This window comes from Rhodococcus sp. ARP2 (assembly GCF_001029585.1).
Taxonomy (GTDB): domain Bacteria; phylum Actinomycetota; class Actinomycetes; order Mycobacteriales; family Mycobacteriaceae; genus Rhodococcus_F; species Rhodococcus_F erythropolis.
Genome location: NZ_LEKE01000018.1, coordinates 1 through 19,515 on the forward strand (window position 1 = coordinate 1; position 19,515 = coordinate 19,515).

Below are 19,515 nucleotides of genomic sequence, written 5' to 3' on the forward strand. Positions count from 1 at the left end.
GCCACTGCCACCTCTGCCCGCCTCCGATCGGGAACTGCCGATCACGACACCCCTGCAAGGAGGAACGCGATGAAGAACCGAACCGTCTATTTCGAGATCGTCGCCTTTCTCCTCATCGCGGTGGTCAGCACGACGTATGTGCTCCGACAAGTAGGTGCTGGAGATCCCTTCACCGGAACGTTCTCGGTCACCGTCGAATTGGAGAACGCGGCCGGAATCGCTCCGGGTTCGGAAGTGGCCTATCGCGGAGTCACCGTCGGCGACGTCGAGTCGGTGGAGGTGGACTCTGCCCAGGACCTCGTCGTGATGACGTTGAGCATCGCCGCCGACAAACAGATCCCCAACGATTCGCATGTGGCCATCAGCCAGGACACCGCCGTTCCCGTATTGAAAGTTCAGTTGTCCTCGCAGACCGACGGCGGCCCGTATCTGGTTGAAGGTTCGGTTGTTCCGACTGAGCGCACTTCGATCCCGGTCGCGTTGGGAACCGTGATTGCGAATTTCAACGCTGCTGCCGACACCGTCGATCCGGCAGATCTGCGTACCCTCTCGCACGAACTCGGTGAGGGATTGAACGGATTGGGTCCGGATCTGCAGGCGCTCGTCGACAACTTCGACGTGCTCGCGCGCACTGTCCAAGCCGATCAACCGCGTGTCAACACACTCGTCGAGAACTCGCGCTCACTGTTCACTGCGAACGAGGAAAATGTTGACGCTCTTCCCGAAGTTGCACTCACACTTCGCCAATTGACAGATCAGGTACGAAACTCCGATCCGCAACTGCGCACACTCCTCGATCGAAGCCCGAGTGTTCTCGACAATCAGATACTGCCTCTCATCGAACAGAGTCGTGAGCCGTTCAGTCTGCTGTTGGCCAATTCTCTCGTCTCCACTCAGATCGTCACTGCACGGATGCCTGCCGTCGATGCCTTGTTGGTGGTGGTGCCCAAAGGATTCGAGAAGTTCGGAAGTATCGTCAAAGACGGACGGGCACAGCTTGATCTGATCACAGCACTCGGCCCGGTCTGTATCTACGACACGCCCCGGCGATCGGTACAGGACACCTCACCGACCACGCTCGACAAGAACCAACACTGCGCGGACCAGTCGGGCCGGATCCAGAATCGCGGTTCGCAGAACGTCCCCACCGGAACTGGAACGATCGACGGGGTTGCCGAATACGATCCTGCTCTCGGCACAGTTGCGGCCGGTGACGGAACGTCGATTCGTCTGGGCCTCAACGGTGGTCAGTACACCGTTCTCGGTGACAACTCGTTTGCCGCACTACTAGTACAAGGAACGCAATGACCGAGACACCCCAATCCCAGACCCCCGACAGTCCGACACCCGAGAGTCCGACACCCACAATCGTCGAAAAGCCCAAGCGGCTTCGCAAGCAGACCTTGTTGATCGTTGCCGGCGTCCTGGTCGTGGTCGCGGCGCTCGGATGGGGCGCATTCGCGACCTGGCAGAAATCGGCCGACGAAGACGCGCGTACCAGCGCACTGGACAGCGGACGACAATTCGCCACTGATCTTGCGACGTACAACTTCCAGAACCTCGATCAGAATCTTTCCGTGGTGCGTGACAACTCTGTCGGTGAGTTCGCCGGTCAGTACGCCCAGGTGGCAGCCAACCTGCAGAACATGATCGTGCAGTATCAGGCGACCTCGTCCGCTCAGATCATTTCAGCCGGGCTGGCGAGCAGTGATCGCGACAACGCCGAGGTGCTCGTGTTCCTCGATCAGACGATCACCAATACCAACTCCCCCGATCCGAGGATCGACCGTAACCGCATGCAACTTTCTCTGGTCCGCGAGGACGGCGATTGGAAACTGAGCAACGTGCAGTTGTTGTGACTTCGTCGCGGCGTAGTATCTCCCCGAGCATTATCGAGCGATAGCTAGGGGACCACGTATGGCCACGAAAGATTCGGCGAAGGACGCCACAGCCAGTTGGCGACGGATCGAGCCGCTCGAGCTGACTCCTATCCTGGAAGCCGCCCTCGAAGGATTCTACGACAACGGGTTCCACGGTACTTCGATACGCGAGATCGCACGCCGCGTCGGCGTGACGATCCCCGCCCTCTACTACCACCACCAGAGCAAAGAGGGGATCCTCCTTGCTCTGCTGGAGATTTCGACCAGTGACGTCCTCGCTCGTGCCCACAGCGCGTACTCCGACGGCGGAGACGACCCTCGACAACAGCTCACCAACGTCGTCGAAGCGATCGTGCTTCGTATGACGACCCGCTCTCGGTTGGCGGCCCTCGAGGGGGAAGTGCGCTACCTCAGTCCCGAACACCGACAGCGATATCGTGTCGTACGCAAGGGCGTCGAAGAATTGGTGCTCGGTATAGTCACCGAGGGTTCGGAACGAGGTCTCTTCTCAGTAGCAGACGTGCCCGAGACCACCCGCGCACTTCTCGCGATGTGCCAGTCGATTCCGCGCTGGTATCACGCCGAGGGAGAACTCACCCCGGAAGAGGTAGCTCAGAAGTACGCCGTGATCGCACTGAGTACGGTTGGATGCAAACCCGGCCGCAAGCGTGCACGTTGATTCTCATACTGTCCTGTATCGCGCCCGAAGTTCGCGCTTGAGGATCTTGCCCGTAGCACCCAACGGAAGTTCCGTGACTATCTCGATGGACTTGGGGCACTTGTAGCCGGCAAGTCGGCTTCGAACGAAACCTGAAATCGAGTCGGTATCGAGTTGATGCCCTGCAGCAGCAACTACGACGGCTTTGACCGCCTCGCCCCACAGTGGATCCTCCACTCCAATGACGGCAACTTGGGATACTCCCGGATAATCGGCGATGACCGATTCGACTTCGATGGGATAGACGTTCTCTCCACCCGTGATGATCATGTCCTTCATCCGATCGGTGATGTAGACGTAGCCCTCGCTGTCGACCCGTCCCACGTCGCCGGTGTGGAACCACCCGTCGGTATCTATCGCAGCGGCAGTCTCTTCCGGCCGTCGGTAGTAACCTTCGGTCGTTTGCGGAGACCTGACATAGATCTCGCCGGCCTCGCCGACCGCAACTTCCTCGCCTTCCGGTGACATCACCTTCAAGTCCACCCAGGGGTAGGGTTTTCCGACCGAGCGCAGCAGTCCGACCTTCTCGCCGTCCACCGCATGGTCACAAGAATCAAGTTGTGTTACTGCTCCATGCGTTTCGGTCAGCCCGTAGACCTGGAACAGGGGCTTGCGGAACGTCTCGAGAGCTCGCTTCAAGACCCATGGTGTGATCGGGGAGGAACCGTAAGCGATGGATCGGAGAGTTGCGAAATTGCGCTCTCGCGCGCCTGGTACGTCGACCAGCATCCCGATGACGGAAGGCACGAGAAAGGTATTGGTGATACTCATCCCTTCCAGTACTTCCAACAGACCGGCAGGTGTGAATTCTGGGAGAACGACGTTATGGGCGCCATTCGCAAGCCCCACGAGCGCCCAACCCAATCCACCGATGTGGAACAGTGGCATCGCACACAAGCTGACCGAGGATTCGTCGAATCCCCATGGCCCGCCGGTTCGCGTGCATGCCTCCAGGTTCCTGTTGGACGTGAGAACGCCTTTGGGTTTTGCCGTCGTTCCGGATGTATACAGTTGCAGTACAACGTCGTCCAGGCTCCCGCTCCATCCCGGATCGACCGAACTTGCGCCTGCCGATCGCGCTTCGTAGTCGAACTCCTCGGAACCGTCGATCCTCACGACACGCAGCTTCGTCCCTCCCGATGCCTGCACCGCCGAGACCACACCCTCGAATTCACTGTGGAAGAACAACACACGAGCGTCCGCGTCGGCGAGCACCTCGGCAACCTCGGCGCCGGACAACCTCCAATTGATCGGGATTGCCACTGCCCCGATCTTCGCTGCCGCAAGTACGATCTCGACGACTTGAGTCGAGCCTCTGTCCACCACGGCCACCCTGGTTCCAGATCTACAACCCAGGTCGAGAAGAACGTTGGCCAGCCGACTGGTGCGGAGGTCGAGCTCGGCAAACGTCATCGACCCGTCTCGACCTGTCAACGCGAGGGCGTCTGGTCGTGCAGCAGCGTGGCGTCGAGACTCATCGGCAAGGCGATATTGCGAGCACATCGTGAAAAGCCCTTTCTGGATTGGACGTAACTTCCGGCCCGGGCGCGTGGACGACACCCGGGCGCTATCAGAACCGACGAACTCTCGACGAGCTATTGCATCGCCCCGATGTGTTTCATCACGTCCGGGTACCGACGTAAGTGGGCACCCCCGTTGACATCGAGAACCTCGCCCGTGATCCACGAAGAAGCATCGGAAGCGAGGAAGAACACCGCTTCGGCAACGTCGCGTGGCAACCCATTACGTCCGAGCGGAGTGTTCTCGGTGAAGTCCGCCTGAATAGCCGGCACACCGGTGAGACCCTCGACAAGTGGCGTTTCGACAAGACCTGGCGAAACCGCGTTGACGCGTATCCCCCGGTCTCCGAGTTCGAGTGCCGCAACCTCGGTGAGCATGGCGAGGCCAGCTTTGGCGGAGCAGTATCCTGCAAAACCTGCAGCCGCCTGCCGTGCGTTCAATGAGGTGATCGAGACGATCGATCCACCGGCAGTCATGGCACGCGCCGCGTGCTTGATCACGAAGAAACCTCCGGTGAGACAGATGTCAACGGTGCGCCGCCAAGTCTGCGCCTCCAAATCCGTTATGTAGCCCGGCAGATTCACCCCGGCACAATTGACCGCGATATCCAACCGACCATGCTGCGCCTCGGCCCCCTCGAATATCCCCTTGACCGATTCTTCGTCGACGACGTCGACCCGGACTGCTTCAGCTCGCCCACCGAGTTCTACGGCGCGTTTCCGCCCGCCTTCGATGTCGATGTCGCCTATCACGACGCTCACACCTTCGGCAGCCAGCAATTGCGCTGTTGCCCAACCGATACCGGATGCTCCGCCGATCACGACGGCTACTGCACCTTCCATTCGCCCCGGCATCAGCGAGGAATGTTCTCGTAGTACGGGACAACGATTTCGTCCGTACTCGTGACGTCACCGAGCATCATCGTCGTGATGGGGTGGACTACGTGCGGGTCCACCTCGACGTTGATACATGCGGGAACCCCTGCGTCGAACGCGCGTTTCATAGCGTCGGCGATGGAGGCGACATCCTTAACACGCTCTCCGTATCCACCGAAGGCCTCGGCAACCTTCTCGTATGCGCTGTCTGCGAGTTCGGATACGACAATTCCTTCGTCCCCGTACACCGCTTCCTGACCGTGGATCGACATCCCCCACACTGCATTGTTGAATATCACTGTCACAACAGGTATTCCATGACGGGCCATCGTGTCGAATTCCTGGATGTGGAATCCTGCCGCGCCGTCACCGGTAATGAGCACGACGGGTGATTCCGGTCGTGCTCGATGTGCGCCGATTGCGAAACCGGGCCCCACACCCAGACATCCGAGGTAGCCGAGCCTCAAGACACCACCAACCTCTTCGGCGGTAGTGAAGAACTCGCCCCACGACGGGGCCTCGGCACCGTCCATCACGAAAGTAGTACCGGGCGGGCAGGCTTCGACGATCGCGCGCGCTGCAAAGTACGGATGCGCCTTACCGCTTTCCGTCGCTTCGTCCTCGAAACCATGCCGGTGCGCATGTTTCGCACTGGTGGCGGCATCGACCCAGGCACTCCAATCGGGCCATTGACGTTGATCAGCAGCAGTTTTCAAAGCGATGAGCGCTTCTCGACAGTCGGCAAGTATCGGAACGTCCACGTCCTGCATACGCCCGATTTCGGACGCGTCGACGTCGATCTGCACCAACCGCGCACCGGGGAACAAGCTGGTGCGTCCGCCGGTGAACATCCCGGCTCGGGCACCGACAACGAACACCACGTCGGGGGTCGGATACCCAAGGGCAGGCAACGAGCCGATCGCCAACAGTCCGCCGCCGGCCAGTCGATGGCTTGCGGGTACCGCTCCATCGGACTTCCCGGGGTAGAACACCGGCACGTCCACCGTTTCCGCGAACGCCACCAGCGCCGCGCTCGCATGGGAGAAAGTGACGCCACCCCCGATCACAATGGCGGGGTTCGTCGCTTCACCGAGCAGATCGAGAGCGGCCTCGACCGCTGCAGCAGTCGGACCCGACCTCGCACTCACGGTGTAGTTCACCGGAAATCTCACGGTGTCTTCGTCGGCTTCACCGAACATCACGTCGATCGGCACTTCGAGCAGCACCGGACCCGGAATTCCGGTCGTCGCCTTACGAATTGCCAGAGCAACTATCTCGGGGACGCGTGCCGGATCGGTGATGCGGTATGCCCACTTGGTCACCGGAACAGCTGCGGCAATCTGATCGAAACCACCCTGAAGCGGATTCGTCTCGGTCTCACGCATCGGCGGAGCACCGACGACGAAGATAGTCGGCGTGCGATCGAGGAGTGCATTGGTCAGCGCGGTGTAGACATTGGTGAAGCCCGGGCCGGAGGTGACCACACAAACGCCGTAATTGCCCGTCACTCGCGCGTACGCATCCGCAGCGTGTCCCGCAGTGGCTTCGTGTCGGGTGTCGGTGAGCCGGATGCCGTGACGTCGACAGGCTACGAGGAAAGCATCCAAGTGCCCTCCGTGCAGGGTGAAGACCTCGGTTGTGCCCGCTTCAGCTAGTGCCCTGGCAAGTAATTCGCCACCGTTGACAATCATGTATTTCCTTCCGGAGTTTGCCGCTTGATTAACGATCGCTAAGTCATTTCACTGTATCGTGGGTCACAGTGCGACGCCAGAGTGGCATTATGCGAACACATGGCACGAAATTCCCCTCAAACCGATCGAATCGTCATGCTGACCGAACTGCTGGCATCCGACCCCACGGCGGGGCGGAGCCTCGCCGACATCGCACGACACCTCGGCGTCGCAAAGGCGACCTGCTACCCCATGGTCGTCGCTCTCGCCGAGGCCGGCTGGCTTGTCCGTCACCCGATCCGCAAGACCTACCAACTCGGCCCGGCGCTAGTCCCCATTGGCCAAGCCGCTTCCCGCGCAATCGATGTCGTCGATCTTTCACGCACCGTCATGCAAGAACTGGCCGACACATCCGAACTGGCCTGTCTCGGATTCATCCGATCCGGCGCCGACCTCGTTGTCGCCGAGGCAATTCAACCGATCTCCAAGCGCAGCGGAACTCTCGGCTTGCACATCGGCGACAATGTGCTGATGGCACCTCCACTGGGTGCAGGCCTTGCCGCATGGTTCGACGAGAACGATCTTCACGAATGGTTTCTCCTCGGCAAGGAGGCATTGGACACGGAGGCCGCACTTCTACGGTCGGAGTACGAGCCAATCCTCACGGCCATTCGAGAGCGCGGGTTCGCCGTGGAATGCCTTCGCCAACAAGAACGTTCAATTTCCGACGCCGTCGCCGAGATGCGCGGCCCGGGAGTCGGCGGCCAGAGGGCAGCACTCGCACTGAGAGAAGTGCGACGTCTTCTGTCCGCGGATGTCGCGGTCGGAACACTCGACCTCGACGCCAATTATCAATTGCTGTCCGTCAATGCCGTCGCCTTCGCCCAGGACTCGACACCGGCGCTGATCCTCTGCTTGGTCGATGCCCCGTCCTCACTGACCGGGGAGCGGATCGCCGCACTGGGCAAACTTGTGCGTGAAGCCGCCGATCAGGTCACCACTCTCATGCACGGCCGGACACCTCGACCATTGACATCCACAGGCGGAGCAACATAGCTTGTGAGTCGAATGACTTATATAACGATCGCTAAGTCAATGAGTGTGGCGGTTTGCCTACGTCCACGTGAGCGCCCCGATCCCCGCACACCCACCCACCGCAAGGAGCCTGCATGATTCTCACTCACTCCGCCCTTTACATAGACGGAACCTGGCAATCACCGACGACTTCGGACGCCATCTCGGTGCACTCGGCCAGCACAGAAGAGAAGATCGGCAGCGTGCCGGGCAGCGCACCAAACGACGTCGATTCTGCCGTCGCGGCGGCGGGCCGGGCCTTCCGGACGTGGTCGCGACTCGAGCCTGCCGACCGAGCCGACGCCTTGGATCGATTTGCCGCAGCCTTGGGGCGTCGCGCCGACCTCACAGCCCGATTGGTCAGCCAGCAGAACGGAATGCCCGTATCGATCTCCACTGTCGCTGAAGGACAGGGACCTTCAGGGCTTTTGAGCTATTACGCCGCGCTTGCCCGCACGACCGAGCTCGAAGAACCCCGTCACGCGCTGGCCGGAACGGGAACCACCATCGTTCGGAAAGAACCGATCGGTGTTGTTGCCGCGATTGCACCGTGGAACTTCCCATCTCTTCTCGCAATGATGAAAATCGCCCCCGCGCTCGCATCGGGATGCACTGTCGTACTGAAGCCGTCACCCGAGACCTTGCTCGACGCGTTCGTCCTGGCGGAGGCCGCAATGGAGGCCGGTCTTCCTGCCGGTGTTCTCAACATCATCACCGGCGGACCCGAAATCGGCAAATACCTCGTCGCTCATCCGGGTGTACACAAGGTCGCGTTCACTGGCTCTACACCGGCAGGCCGACACATCGGAGCAACCTGCGGACAACTTCTGCGTCCGGTATCGCTCGAACTCGGCGGCAAGTCCGCCGCAGTCATTCTCGACGATGCGGACCTCGACGCGACGATGGCAGGTTTGGCGACGGCATCGTTGATCAACACCGGACAAACCTGCTACGCCTCGACAAGAATTCTCGCGCCCGTCGGACGCTACGAGGAAGTGCTCGATGCCGTCACCGCAATGGTCGAGTCGCTGCCGGTGGGCGACCCGTTGGATCCCACCACCTTCATCGGCCCTCTCGTGAGCGCCGGGCAGCGCGAACGTGTCGAGTCCTTCATCGCCGCAGGCACTGCGGAAGGCGCACGGATCACGACCGGCGGATCACGACCGCGCACACTCGAACGCGGATGGTTCCTGGAGCCAACCGTTTTCGGTAACGTCTCCGCAAACCACACGATTGCAACCGAAGAGATCTTCGGCCCCGTACTCTCTGTCATTCCATACACCGACGAGGCACAGGCCATCGCAATCGCCAACGATTCCGAGTACGGCCTCGGTGGAACCGTGTGGACTGCCGACTTCGACCGCGGGATGGAAATAGCCCGCTCAGTCGATACCGGTTCGTTCGGGATCAACGGCTACACACTCGATTTCGGAGCACCGTTCGGAGGCACCAAGGCGAGCGGCATCGGTCGCGAGCTTGGACCGGAAGGCCTGGCCGCATACTTCCAGACCAAATCGATCTTCACCACGGCCTGATTCGTCACCTGCGCCATGAGTGGCCGGAAATCGTCGAGCACATGATGATTGCACACTTACTTAACGATCGTTAAGCTAGGTTCAATGCAGTAACCGCTACAGAAGATCAAGGAAGTATCCAGTGGCCGTGCGATCCAGTGACCAGTACCGAAAAGGGCTCAGCGACGATCGCCGAGTCTTCTACCGAGGCAAGAAGATTTCCGATGTCTACGCCGAACCCGAACTGACTCTCGCAGTGGACCATTCGGCATTGTGCTACGACATCGCCGACGATCGACCCGACCTCGCGGTCACCGATGTCGACGGTGACCCAGTCAGCGCGTTCTACGTGGCGCCGACATCTGCGGACGATCTGATTCGTCGCGGCGCCCTGATCGAGGAAGTATCGCGGCGCGGCGGCGGAACCATCGTCCTCAAAGAGGTGGGCAGCGATGCGCTGTTCGCCCTTCTTCGTGCAACCAGCGGTGAAGGTCTCGAGAATGCGCGCGCTTTCTACAAGCGGGTCTGCGACGGCGATCTCGCACTCGCCGTCGCGCAAACCGACGTCAAGGGTGACCGGTCACTTGGACCGCGCCAACAGGCAGACCCAGACCTCTACCTGCACATCGTCGACGAGGACGCCGACTCCATCACCGTGCGCGGCGCGAAGTGCCACACTTCGTTCTCGGCGAACGCCGACGAGTTGATCGTGCTGCCCACCCGCGCGATGGGCCCCGAAGACGCCGATTACGCAGTGTCCTTCGCCATCCCGATCGACACACCGGGTCTCGAGCTGTACGTCTCTCCCTACGCAGCCGGAGAACGCAACTCCTTCGAATTTCCGATCTCCACGAAACACAAACTCCTCGAATCGCTCACCGTCTTCAACGATGTCCGAGTACCGAAGAATCGAGTCTTCCTCAACCGTCAACCCGAACTTGCCGGACCACTCGCGTTGGCGTTTGTCGATTACCACCGGTTCACCGCCATCAACTACAAGTTGCCCCTACTCGACATCATGGTCGGAGCAGCTTCACTGATCGCCGAGGCCAACGGCATCAGCAAAGCAGGCCATGTGAAGGGCAAGATCACCGAACTGATCACCTGGAGCGAGACCGTGCGCGGACTGGCTCAACTCGCCGCCGTTCGATCAAAGCCAGGAGCACACGGTGTCAGGCAACCAGATCCGCTTGCCGTCAACATGGCCAAATACCACTTCGCACATGGATTCCACAACGCGGTCGCCATCCTCACCGATCTCTCAGGTGGCCTCCTCGCCACCGGCCCCGGCGGTGAAGACTGGGACAATCCCGAAATTCGTGTAGTTCTCGAAAAATACTACGCTGCAGCAGTTCCTGCCGAAAAGCGTCTCCGTCTGCTGAACTTCATTGCGGATCTGACCGCCCGCGACTACGGCGGATATCAGTCAGTCCTGGCCACGCACGCAGAAGGATCACTCGAGGCCGAGAAACTGCAGATCTCACGCTCCTTCGATCCGACGAGGGCACGCGAATACGTCAGTGACCTCGCCGGAATATCCCACCTCTGACCATTCGTCCCGAGAGAACAACAAGGATTTTCATGATCTCGACAGCATTCACGGAAACGTTCGGCGTTCGCCACCCCATCGTCCAAGGTGGAATGCAGTGGGTCGGCAGAGCAGAACTCGTCGCAGCCGTTGCCAATGCCGGCGCATTGGGATTCATCACTGCACTCACGCAGCCGACGCCGGCCGACCTGGCGAACGAAATCGCCCGATGCCGCGACCTGACCGACCAACCGTTCGGCGTCAACCTCACAATTCTGCCGTCGATCACGCCACCGCCGTACGACGAGTACCGCCAGGTGATCGTCGACTCAGGCGTGAAGATCGTCGAGACCGCAGGTTCCAATCCCGGTCCTCACCTGCCGATCTTCCATGACGCCGGAATCAAAGTGCTCCACAAGTGCACAACAGTCCGGCATGCGGTCAAGGCACAGGATCTCGGTGTCGACGGAATCAGCATCGACGGATTCGAGTGCGCCGGCCATCCAGGGGAAGACGATGTCGCAGGCTTGGTCTTGATTCCAGCGGCCGCAGAAAAGATTTCGATACCCATGATCGCTTCCGGCGGCTTCGCCGATGCACGTGGTCTGGTCGCCGCGCTGGCGCTCGGAGCAGACGGCATCAACATGGGTACGCGATTCATGTGCACCACCGAGTCTCCGATCCACCAGAACATCAAAGAAGCCATCGTCGCTGCAGACGAAACACAGACCGAACTGATCTTCCGACCACTCCGCAATACTGCACGCGTGGCAAGCAACATCGTCAGCCGAGAGGTTGTCGACATACTCTCCCGCGGCGGACAATTCGAGGATGTGCGCGACCTGGTAGCAGGAGCGCGTGGGCGAAGCGTCTACGAAACCGGTGATCCCGACGCCGGCATCTGGACGGTCGGCACATCACAGGGGCTGATCCACGACATCCCCACCGTCGACGAGTTGGTCCAGCGCATGGTGTCCGAAGCAGAGGTCATCATCGGGGCACGCTTGCGTTCGATGACCGAACGCGTTTCCGTCTAGGACAGGAGAGCAACCCATGCGTCGAACACTGTTCACAGCCGACCACGAGGCCTACCGAGAGACTGTGCGCGAGTTCATTGCCCGCGAGATCACGCCTCACTACGACAGCTGGGAAGAAGCCAGGCTCGTCGACCGATCAGCGTGGCTCGCGGCCGGCAAGATGGGTATCGTCGGCCTGGCCGTCCCCGAACAATACGGAGGCTCGGGTGAACTCGACTACCGGTACCGGTACGTGGTCGCCGAAGAGATCGCCCGTACCGGTACCACCTCGTTCGGCGCCGGACTCGGCCTTCAGGACGACATCGTCATTCCGTACATCGCCGACCTCGGCACAGACGAGCAGAAAGCACGTTGGCTACCGGGTATGGCTGCCGGTGAACTCATCTGCGCCATCGCGATGACCGAACCGGGTACCGGCAGTGATCTGCAAGGCATCAAGACCTCCGCCGTTCGAGATGGCGACGACTGGATCTTGAACGGGCAGAAGACGTTCATCACCAGCGGAATTCACGCCGACATCGTCATCGTTGCGGCCCGCACCGATCTCAAAGCGGGGTCGCGGGGATTCAGCCTCCTCGTGGTCGAACGTGGGATGGACGGATTCACCCGCGGTCGCAAACTCCACAAGGTGGGGTTGGCGGGTCAAGACACAGCCGAGCTGTCGTTCGACAACGTAAGAGTCCCGGTAGGCAACCTCCTGGGCGAGGAGGGCGGAGGCCTCATTCATCTCATGGAGCGTCTTCCCCGTGAGCGTCTGTCGATCGCCGCGAGCGCAATCAGTTCCGCGCGTGCGGCCTACGAATGGACCAAAGACTACGCGTTCGACCGCACCGCCTTCGGCAAGCCGATCGGCGACTTCCAGAACACTCGATTCGCCCTCGCCGAGATGCTGACCGAGATCGACGTGACACAGGCATACGTCGACAACGCAGTCCTGGCCATCAACGACGACCAGCTGTCAGCAGTCGAAGCGGCACAGGCGAAGTGGTGGGCCAGCGAACTTCAGAAGCGCGTCGTGGATCGATGCGTACAACTACACGGTGGATACGGCTACATGATGGAGTACCCGATCGCCCGGGCGTACGTAGACAGCCGAATCCAGACCATCTACGGCGGAACCACCGAAATCATGAAGGAGATAATCGGTCGCGACATCGCAAAGAGTTGATCAGCACCGAGAACGACCGTGGTCCCGAACATCCTGTGTTCGGGACCACGGTCGTTGTAAGCGCCGTTCTCGCTTCGTCTATCCGAAAACTGCTGCGCGCTTTTCCTGAAACGCCGCAACACCTTCGGCAAAATCACCACTTCCCAACAGGTCGATCTGGCCTATGCGCTCGCGTGTGAACGCATCACCGAGTTCGGTGAGCGTAGCGTCGTTGATCGCCTTCTTGGTAAACCGAAAAGCAGGGGACGACCCGGCGACCAATCGGTGCGTCAGGTCTGCCAATTCCACCGCGAAGGCGTCGTCCTCGCACACGTGCGAGACCAGGCCGCAGTCGAAAGCATCTCGAGCGGATAGTCTTTCGGCCAGCAGCGCCATGCGCATCGCGCGCGCGCGACCGATCGACGCTGCCACCAGTGCGGTAGCTCCACCGTCCGGCATCAATCCCACCTTGGTGAACGCGAGCAGAAAGTAACTCGACTCCGCCGCGAGCACGAGGTCGCACGCCAAAGCCAGCGAAACACCCACACCTGCAGCAGGGCCTCGTACCGCAGCGACCACCGGAAACGGAAACTCTCGAATGGTCTGCACCAAGGCATTGGCGGCATCGATCGTGTCCGCCGACGGCGGACCGGACAACGTCACGTCCGCGAGGTCCGCGCCCGTGCAAAAGGCCTTGCCCTCTCCTTCGAGAACCGCCACCCGCACATCCGAGGATTGTGCGTGCTCGACGAAGATCGTGGCAAGTCTCTCCAGGGTTTCGGTAGTCAACGCGTTCATTCGCGCTGGCCTGTTGACAACTATGCGGAGCACCCCGCCGTTTCGGCTCGCGTAGACATCCGGTCGCGTTTCGGTCATTGAAATTCCTTGTCAGTCAGACTCGATCGAGTTGTGCTACAAAAGTTGATCTTCGCGATCCATCGACGATGAGTAGGGGGGGCAACGTAAGAACGATCGAGAGAGGCTGTCGCGACATTCCTCGCCTGTACTTCTTCCCCTCAGCCGCCCAGCCAATCCTTCGTCACGACGGTGGTGTCGGCCCCGGGTGGCCGAGCACCTGACGGCTGTGCAGTCCTGGAACGGGAGAACCGCGGCGCGGGTGCCGCCTGCACTATTCCGTCGGCCTCGACAAGAGTTCCCCGCTGGGCAAGATGCGGGTGCAGCGCGGCTTCGGCGGGACTCAGGACAGGAGCAACACAAGCGTCCGTCGATTCGAACAGCGCTGCCCAGGCGTCTCGCGTGCGCGACGAAAACGCCTCCGTGAACCGTTCTCGGATTGTGGGCCAGCCCCTTCGATCCATCTGTTCAGGCAACGATTCCGGCGCGATATCCAGGCCTTGGAGGAGCGCCGCGTAGAACTGCGGTTCGAGGGCACCGACTGCTACGAACTTACCGTCCGAACATTCGTAGGTGTCGTAGAACGGCGTGGAACCGTCCAGGAGGTTGGTTGCACGTGAGTCACTCCACTGTCCGCTCCCTCGCAACGACCACATCATCTGCGCCAACACCGAAGTTCCGTCGACAATTGCGGCATCGACCACTTGTCCTTTGCCCGAACTCTCTCGCTCGTACAAGGCAGAGACGATTCCGACGATCAAGAACATGGAGCCACCGCCGAAGTCCCCGACGAGGTTCAGCGGAACCGTGGGTTTCTCGGCCGGACCGATGGCGTGCAGGACTCCGGTCAGCGCCAAGTAAGTAATGTCATGCCCCGCCCGCTGCGCGAGTGGGCCGTCTTGGCCCCATCCGGTCATACGTGCGTAGATCAGCCGGCTGTTGAGTTCGGTGCACACGTCGGGACCGAAACCCAGCCGCTCGGTCACGCCGGGCCGAAAACCTTCCAGGAGCACATCGGCTTTCGAGACGAGGGCCCTCACCAGCTCTCGGCCTGACTCGGTCTTGAGGTCGGCTTCCACCGACCGTCTCCCCCGCAAAAGTTGGTCCTGCTCCCGTGGCGAGATCTCGAGTCCACCAGACGGACGCTCGACTCGAACTACGTCCGCTCCGAGATCTGCAAGCATCATCGCAGCGTGTGGCCCCGGCCCCAACCCGGCGAGTTCCAGCACTCGAACACCGTGCAACGGGCCGCTCATCCGACGGACACCTTCCCTGAATAGCGCTCGCGCAGTTTCCCTTTGACTAGTTTCCCGGTCGGAGTTCGAGGTAGATCCGTACTGAACACGAGTCGCCTCGGCAACTTGTACTTGGCGATCTGTCCGCGCAAATGAGAAAGCAGTTCGTCGCGAAGCGCATCGCTGGCTTCGGCTTCGGGGACTGGCTCGACGACAGCCATCACTATCTCCCCCATCTCGTCGTCGGGCAACCCGATCACCGCCGCGTCCAATACCGAGGAATGCTCGATCAGCACGTTCTCGATCTCCTGCGGGTATATGTTCACACCACCCGAGATAATCATGAAGGACTTACGGTCGGTCAGAAACAGATAACCCTCCTCATCCATGAAGCCGACATCACCCGTAGTCGTCCAGGTCGGGTGGGCGGGATGCTGTGCTTCCTGGGTCTTTTCGGGCGCATTGTGATAATTGAAGGGCAACTCGTCACGTTCGAAGTACAGCGTACCCACCTCGCCGGAGGGTAGATCTTCGCCGTTCTCCCCACATACGTGGAGCACTCCCAGGGCGGCTCGCCCCACTGTGCCCGGCTTTCGCAGCCACTCGTCCGAGTGAACAATGGTCATGCCGTTGAGTTCCGTCGAGGAGTAATATTCATCCAGAATGGTTCCCCACCAATCGATCATCTTTCGCTTCACATCGACGGGGCACGGTGCGGCTGCGTGGACGGCAAGTCGCAGAGACGATATGTCGTAACGGTCTCGGGTTTCCTGTGGCAGTTTGAGCATGCGCACGAACATTGTCGGCACCCACTGGCTGTACGTGACGCGATAACGCTCGATGTATTCCAGGGCCTTTTCCGGATCGAACCGATTCATCATCACTACGGTGCCGCCCAGCGCCTGGACCGACGCGCACGTCCGGAGCGGAGCGGCATGATAGAGCGGCGCCGGGGACAGATAGATGTCGTCTTCGGTTACACCCCAAACACTTTGGTTCATTGTCGTCATCTGATCGCCGGGATCCTGTATCCGGCGATTCGGTAGAGCCGGCTTGATGCCCTTGGGACGGCCGGTTGTTCCCGACGAGTACAACATGTCGGCGCCGCGCGGTTGATCCGGGAGCGGTATGTCCGACTCCATGTCAGCCGCCTGGTCGAGGGAGTCGTATCCGTCTAGTTGACCGCCGAAGGAAAGCCTGGTCACCTGCCGGGGAACGAGGTCGGACAGCGTCTCTGCCAGTTCGCCCAGAGCAGCATCGACGATGACTACCTTTGCCTCGCAGTCCTCAACGATGTATGCACCTTCCGGAGCGGTCAGGTGCCAGTTGACCATCGTCAGGTAGACACCGGATCGCATAGCCGCCCAGTAGATGTCGAAGACCTGAACGTTATTGGTGGCGAGCACGGCCAGGTTGTCGCCTCGCCGCAACCCGAGTCCGTGGAGCACTCGCGCAATCCGAATCGAATTCGATTCCAGTTGCGCGAACGTCACCGCTTCACCGGTCTCGGCAACGATTACCGCGGCCTTATCCGGGTTTGTCGCAACATACGCTCCGGGATACATGGTTTACTCCAAGGTTCGTTCGCTAAGGTCATTTGTTCACAAAGTTGTTCGTGTAGAGATCATTCGAGAGACAGCGCGACTTTTCCTACCGCCGTACGCTCACTCAACGACTTCAATGCATCGGCGGCACGCGCCAAGGGGTAGAGGGTGGGCTCGGGCACCCTCAGAGCTCCGGACTCGAGCAGGGGGTAGAGCTCCTGCCATTGACGCGCCAGATATTGGGGATCGGTTTTCAGATATTCACCCCATCCTGCACCGGTAATCGAAATATTCTTCAGGAGAAGTCGATTGACTTTGACCGTGGGAATATCACCGCCGGTGAATCCCAAAACGACCAGGCGACCGTTCGGCGCAAGGCTGCGCAGGCTGTCGGTGAAGCGGTCACCACCGACCGGATCGAGAATGATGTCGACACCGCGCCCATTCGTGATCCGTTGGACGCGTTCCTTCCACCCGTCGACCGACACGACGTGCGTTGCCCCGGACTCCGCGGCGATTTTCTCCTTCTCGCCTGTACTCACGACAGCGACGGTCTCCAGACCCAGCGCTGACGCGACATGCAACGCGGCCGTACCCAACCCACCGGCCGCGCCGTGAATCAGGACGGTCTCGCCGGCACGGTATCGCGCGCGTTCGTCGAGGGCGAAATGCGCGGTCAGATAATTCAGGAGAAATCCCGAGCCGGCCGAGAGCGAGACCGCATCAGGCAGAGCAAAGACATTGGACGGCGCGACCGCAACGGTCTGCTGCCACGCGCCTTCCCCGGTCGTAAGCACGGCCACGCGCCGCCCGGGTGTGAAGCCGGACCCTGGCGGCGCGCTCCGAACGGTACCGGCGCCCTCAACGCCTAGCGCGCAAGGTAATTCGCGCACCGTTTGGTAGCTGCCCGTGGTCTGGAGAAGATCGGGGAAACTCACTCCGGCGGTGTGCAGATCAATTACCACCAGTGCCGGATCGACAGGTTCGTCGACATCGACCAACGACAGACCTCCGGGCCCCGTCGCCTCCACCAAGTGGACTGCTTTCATTCAAACTCCTCGGACTGGTCCCGGCGACTTCGTTGACAAACGGAATCCGCCGTAGCAACAGTTTAACGATCGTTAAGTAGGACTCTACGGCGACAGGCAGACCATGGCAATGACGTCTGACCGCGGGATGCCCCCGGGCCGTAGTCCTCGACGATGTTCGCGAAGCCACACTGGCAGAGAGCGGTTTTCGATCAGGTCGTCAGTACAGGTAATCCTCGCCGCTGGCGCGCACGGTTATGTCACTGATGCTGATACCCCATGGTTGATCGATGATGTGAACAACAGCGTCAGCCAGGTCGTCGGGCTTGATCAGCCAGTATTCGATGGAGTCGACGTCCTTCTGCCCGGGGCTGAGGGTGCCGTCGGTTAGATGCCCGACGTTCTCCATGTAGGTACCCGCACGTTGACCGGTGAGACCGAGGATCGCGTTCTCGTTGACGATCCAGCTCGCCAAGTTTGTTCCTGTCACGCCTGTGGGCTTGACCGTCGTCACCTTGATCTTGCCCTTGGCTTCGATTCGCAGTGAATCCGAGATCGTGGTGACTGCAGCCTTGGTCGCGCTGTAGACGCCGGAACCGTCGATGCCTGCGTTTCCGAAGATCGACGAGATGTTGACGACTTGACCGCGTCCCTGCTCGATCATCTGGTCGTATACGGCCGAGATTCCGTTCACGACGCCCTTGATGTTGATGTCGATTGCCTTGTGCCACTTCTGCCACGCACGTTCGTGATCGGCGAAATACGCGAGAGGCATGACGCCTGCGTTGTTGACGAGTACGTCGAGCGCTCCGTACTCCGAAATGCCGTGCTGCGCCGCAGCGATGACCTGATCCATGTCGGTGACGTCGGCAATCTTGTAGGTACCGGTGAATCCCGCGGCCGCGATACCGTCGAATACAGTCTTCAGGCCCGCCTCGTTGATGTCCACGCCGACGACTTTGGCGCCCTGCGCTGCCACCTTCTCGGCGATGAGTTGACCGAACCCACCGCCTGCACCGGTGATGAGAATGACCTTGTCCTGCAAGTACTGAGACATAGCTGTTTCCTCTTGTTCTGGATCTCGGGTTCGTTGTGGGTCAGACGATGTCGATGGCATCGAGGACTGCGGCGACGGTCTTGCGGTCGCCGGAAACCTCGACGGCAGACCGCCATGCAGATCGAGTGGTCCCCCACCGCAGGAATTCGGTGGCCTGGGTGGTCGCGACGTTCTCCGGCACGTCGTCAGCTTCGGTGACGGTCACTCCCCCATCGCCATGAGAGATGACAAAAGTGCGCTCGGTGGCGCCGTTGAGGCGCAGTGCCACAGGCGATGTCAAGGCGGCGGCGACAGCTTCGCCGCACATCTGCGGGAGCCCCGCAACCATCCAGTCGATCGCCGGATCGACAGCGGCCGCCACGTCGATCTCACCGTGAGGAAACGGTCCGAACGGCGACAGAAGATCCGACGTCAAATGGACGAGATGGTCGAACGACACTGCGTCACTGAGCTGATGAAGGCGATAAGTCCCGAGGTCGAGCATCTCGAGTGTGTTGTTGCGAAGCTCCTCTGTCTGCAGCGCGGCCAACGTCGCGAGTCCCGCTTCGGATTGTTCCCGGTAGTAGTCCAGAATCTGCTCGTGCGGTAGATCGGCACGCTCGCGGACGGCAGCGTCGTTGAGCCGCTCGGACTTTCCACTGGGGTTCGGCGGGAACACCAGATCCGGATCGGCGATGAAGTTGAAGAAGAACGCCATGTGACCGATGAGATCGTGGACGCGCCAACCGTGGCACGCACTGTCTGCTTCCCACTCGGTGGTGCCGAACTGCTCGGCGATTTTCAGTGTGTTTTCTGCCAGCGCACGAGCGCCGGCGAGTCCTGCGTCGGACAT

Annotated in this window: 17 protein-coding genes; 8 read left to right on the top strand and 9 right to left on the bottom strand. The window is 60.6% G+C overall.

Annotated features, from left to right (window positions below):
* Positions 1 to 69: 69 nt before the first annotated feature.
* From ABX74_RS03080 to ABX74_RS03090, 3 genes are read left to right on the top strand one after another with little or no spacing between them, the layout of a single operon-like run.
* Positions 70 to 1,308 carry an MlaD family protein gene (locus ABX74_RS03080; RefSeq protein ID WP_020906099.1) on the top strand — a complete coding sequence of 413 codons (1,239 nt, stop codon included), beginning with the start codon at positions 70 to 72 and terminating at the stop codon, positions 1,306 to 1,308.
* On the top strand, positions 1,305 to 1,859 hold the full coding sequence (locus ABX74_RS03085) for a hypothetical protein (protein WP_019746822.1): 555 nt from the start codon (positions 1,305 to 1,307) through the stop codon (positions 1,857 to 1,859). The genes ABX74_RS03080 and ABX74_RS03085 overlap by 4 nt, the downstream gene beginning before the upstream one ends.
* A 58-nt stretch (positions 1,860 to 1,917) precedes the next feature.
* Entirely contained in the window at positions 1,918 to 2,559 is a 642-nt protein-coding gene (locus ABX74_RS03090) for a TetR/AcrR family transcriptional regulator (protein WP_047888201.1), read from the top strand.
* Positions 2,560 to 2,562: 3 nt separating this feature from the next.
* Here the strand turns inward: ABX74_RS03090 and ABX74_RS03095 are convergent, their stop codons facing one another.
* The 3 genes from ABX74_RS03095 to ABX74_RS03105 form a co-directional block, all read right to left on the bottom strand.
* Positions 2,563 to 4,101: a long-chain-fatty-acid--CoA ligase gene (locus tag ABX74_RS03095; RefSeq protein WP_047888202.1), complete on the bottom strand. Its 1,539-nt coding sequence runs from the start codon at positions 4,099 to 4,101 to the stop codon at positions 2,563 to 2,565.
* Positions 4,102 to 4,193: 92 nt separating this feature from the next.
* A complete protein-coding gene (locus ABX74_RS03100; protein ID WP_047888203.1) occupies positions 4,194 to 4,973 on the bottom strand; it encodes an SDR family NAD(P)-dependent oxidoreductase in 780 nt (259 codons plus the stop codon).
* Positions 4,973 to 6,685 (bottom strand): thiamine pyrophosphate-binding protein, encoded by a 1,713-nt coding sequence (locus ABX74_RS03105; protein ID WP_047888204.1) that lies wholly within the window; start codon positions 6,683 to 6,685, stop codon positions 4,973 to 4,975. Before ABX74_RS03105 ends, ABX74_RS03100 begins: the two co-directional genes overlap by 1 nt.
* Before the next feature lie 99 nt (positions 6,686 to 6,784).
* Between ABX74_RS03105 and ABX74_RS03110 the strand changes: the two genes are divergently transcribed.
* From ABX74_RS03110 to ABX74_RS03130, 5 genes are all read left to right on the top strand, one after another.
* Complete coding sequence (locus ABX74_RS03110; protein ID WP_047888205.1) at positions 6,785 to 7,720, top strand: helix-turn-helix domain-containing protein; 936 nt, start codon at positions 6,785 to 6,787, stop codon at positions 7,718 to 7,720.
* Between the two features lie 113 nt (positions 7,721 to 7,833).
* A complete protein-coding gene (locus ABX74_RS03115) occupies positions 7,834 to 9,273 on the top strand; it encodes an aldehyde dehydrogenase (RefSeq protein ID WP_047888206.1) in 1,440 nt (479 codons plus the stop codon).
* 121 nt (positions 9,274 to 9,394) lie between these two features.
* Positions 9,395 to 10,801, top strand: coding sequence for a 4-hydroxyphenylacetate 3-hydroxylase N-terminal domain-containing protein (locus ABX74_RS03120; protein WP_047888207.1), 1,407 nt, complete (start codon positions 9,395 to 9,397; stop codon positions 10,799 to 10,801).
* Between the two features lie 32 nt (positions 10,802 to 10,833).
* Positions 10,834 to 11,817 carry an NAD(P)H-dependent flavin oxidoreductase gene (locus tag ABX74_RS03125; protein ID WP_047888208.1) on the top strand — a complete coding sequence of 328 codons (984 nt, stop codon included), beginning with the start codon at positions 10,834 to 10,836 and terminating at the stop codon, positions 11,815 to 11,817.
* A 16-nt stretch (positions 11,818 to 11,833) separates the two neighbouring features.
* Positions 11,834 to 12,985 carry an acyl-CoA dehydrogenase family protein gene (locus tag ABX74_RS03130; RefSeq protein ID WP_047888209.1) on the top strand — a complete coding sequence of 384 codons (1,152 nt, stop codon included), beginning with the start codon at positions 11,834 to 11,836 and terminating at the stop codon, positions 12,983 to 12,985.
* Between the two features lie 78 nt (positions 12,986 to 13,063).
* Here ABX74_RS03130 and ABX74_RS03135 read toward each other — a convergent pair whose 3' ends face one another.
* The 6 genes from ABX74_RS03135 to ABX74_RS03160 all read right to left on the bottom strand — a co-directional run bounded on the left by ABX74_RS03135 (position 13,064) and on the right by ABX74_RS03160 (position 19,515).
* Entirely contained in the window at positions 13,064 to 13,840 is a 777-nt protein-coding gene (locus tag ABX74_RS03135; protein ID WP_047888210.1) for an enoyl-CoA hydratase, read from the bottom strand.
* Between the two features lie 140 nt (positions 13,841 to 13,980).
* Positions 13,981 to 15,075, bottom strand: coding sequence for a CaiB/BaiF CoA transferase family protein (locus ABX74_RS03140; RefSeq protein WP_047888211.1), 1,095 nt, complete (start codon positions 15,073 to 15,075; stop codon positions 13,981 to 13,983).
* The gene (locus tag ABX74_RS03145) at positions 15,072 to 16,619 is read right to left on the bottom strand and encodes an acyl-CoA synthetase (protein ID WP_047888212.1); all 1,548 of its coding nucleotides are present in this window, start codon (positions 16,617 to 16,619) and stop codon (positions 15,072 to 15,074) included. Before ABX74_RS03145 ends, ABX74_RS03140 begins: the two co-directional genes overlap by 4 nt.
* Before the next feature lie 59 nt (positions 16,620 to 16,678).
* Positions 16,679 to 17,647: an NADPH:quinone oxidoreductase family protein gene (locus tag ABX74_RS03150; RefSeq protein ID WP_047888213.1), complete on the bottom strand. Its 969-nt coding sequence runs from the start codon at positions 17,645 to 17,647 to the stop codon at positions 16,679 to 16,681.
* A 199-nt stretch (positions 17,648 to 17,846) separates the two neighbouring features.
* Positions 17,847 to 18,683, bottom strand: coding sequence for an SDR family oxidoreductase (locus ABX74_RS03155; RefSeq protein ID WP_019749697.1), 837 nt, complete (start codon positions 18,681 to 18,683; stop codon positions 17,847 to 17,849).
* Between the two features lie 40 nt (positions 18,684 to 18,723).
* Entirely contained in the window at positions 18,724 to 19,515 is a 792-nt protein-coding gene (locus ABX74_RS03160; RefSeq protein WP_019749698.1) for a maleylpyruvate isomerase N-terminal domain-containing protein, read from the bottom strand.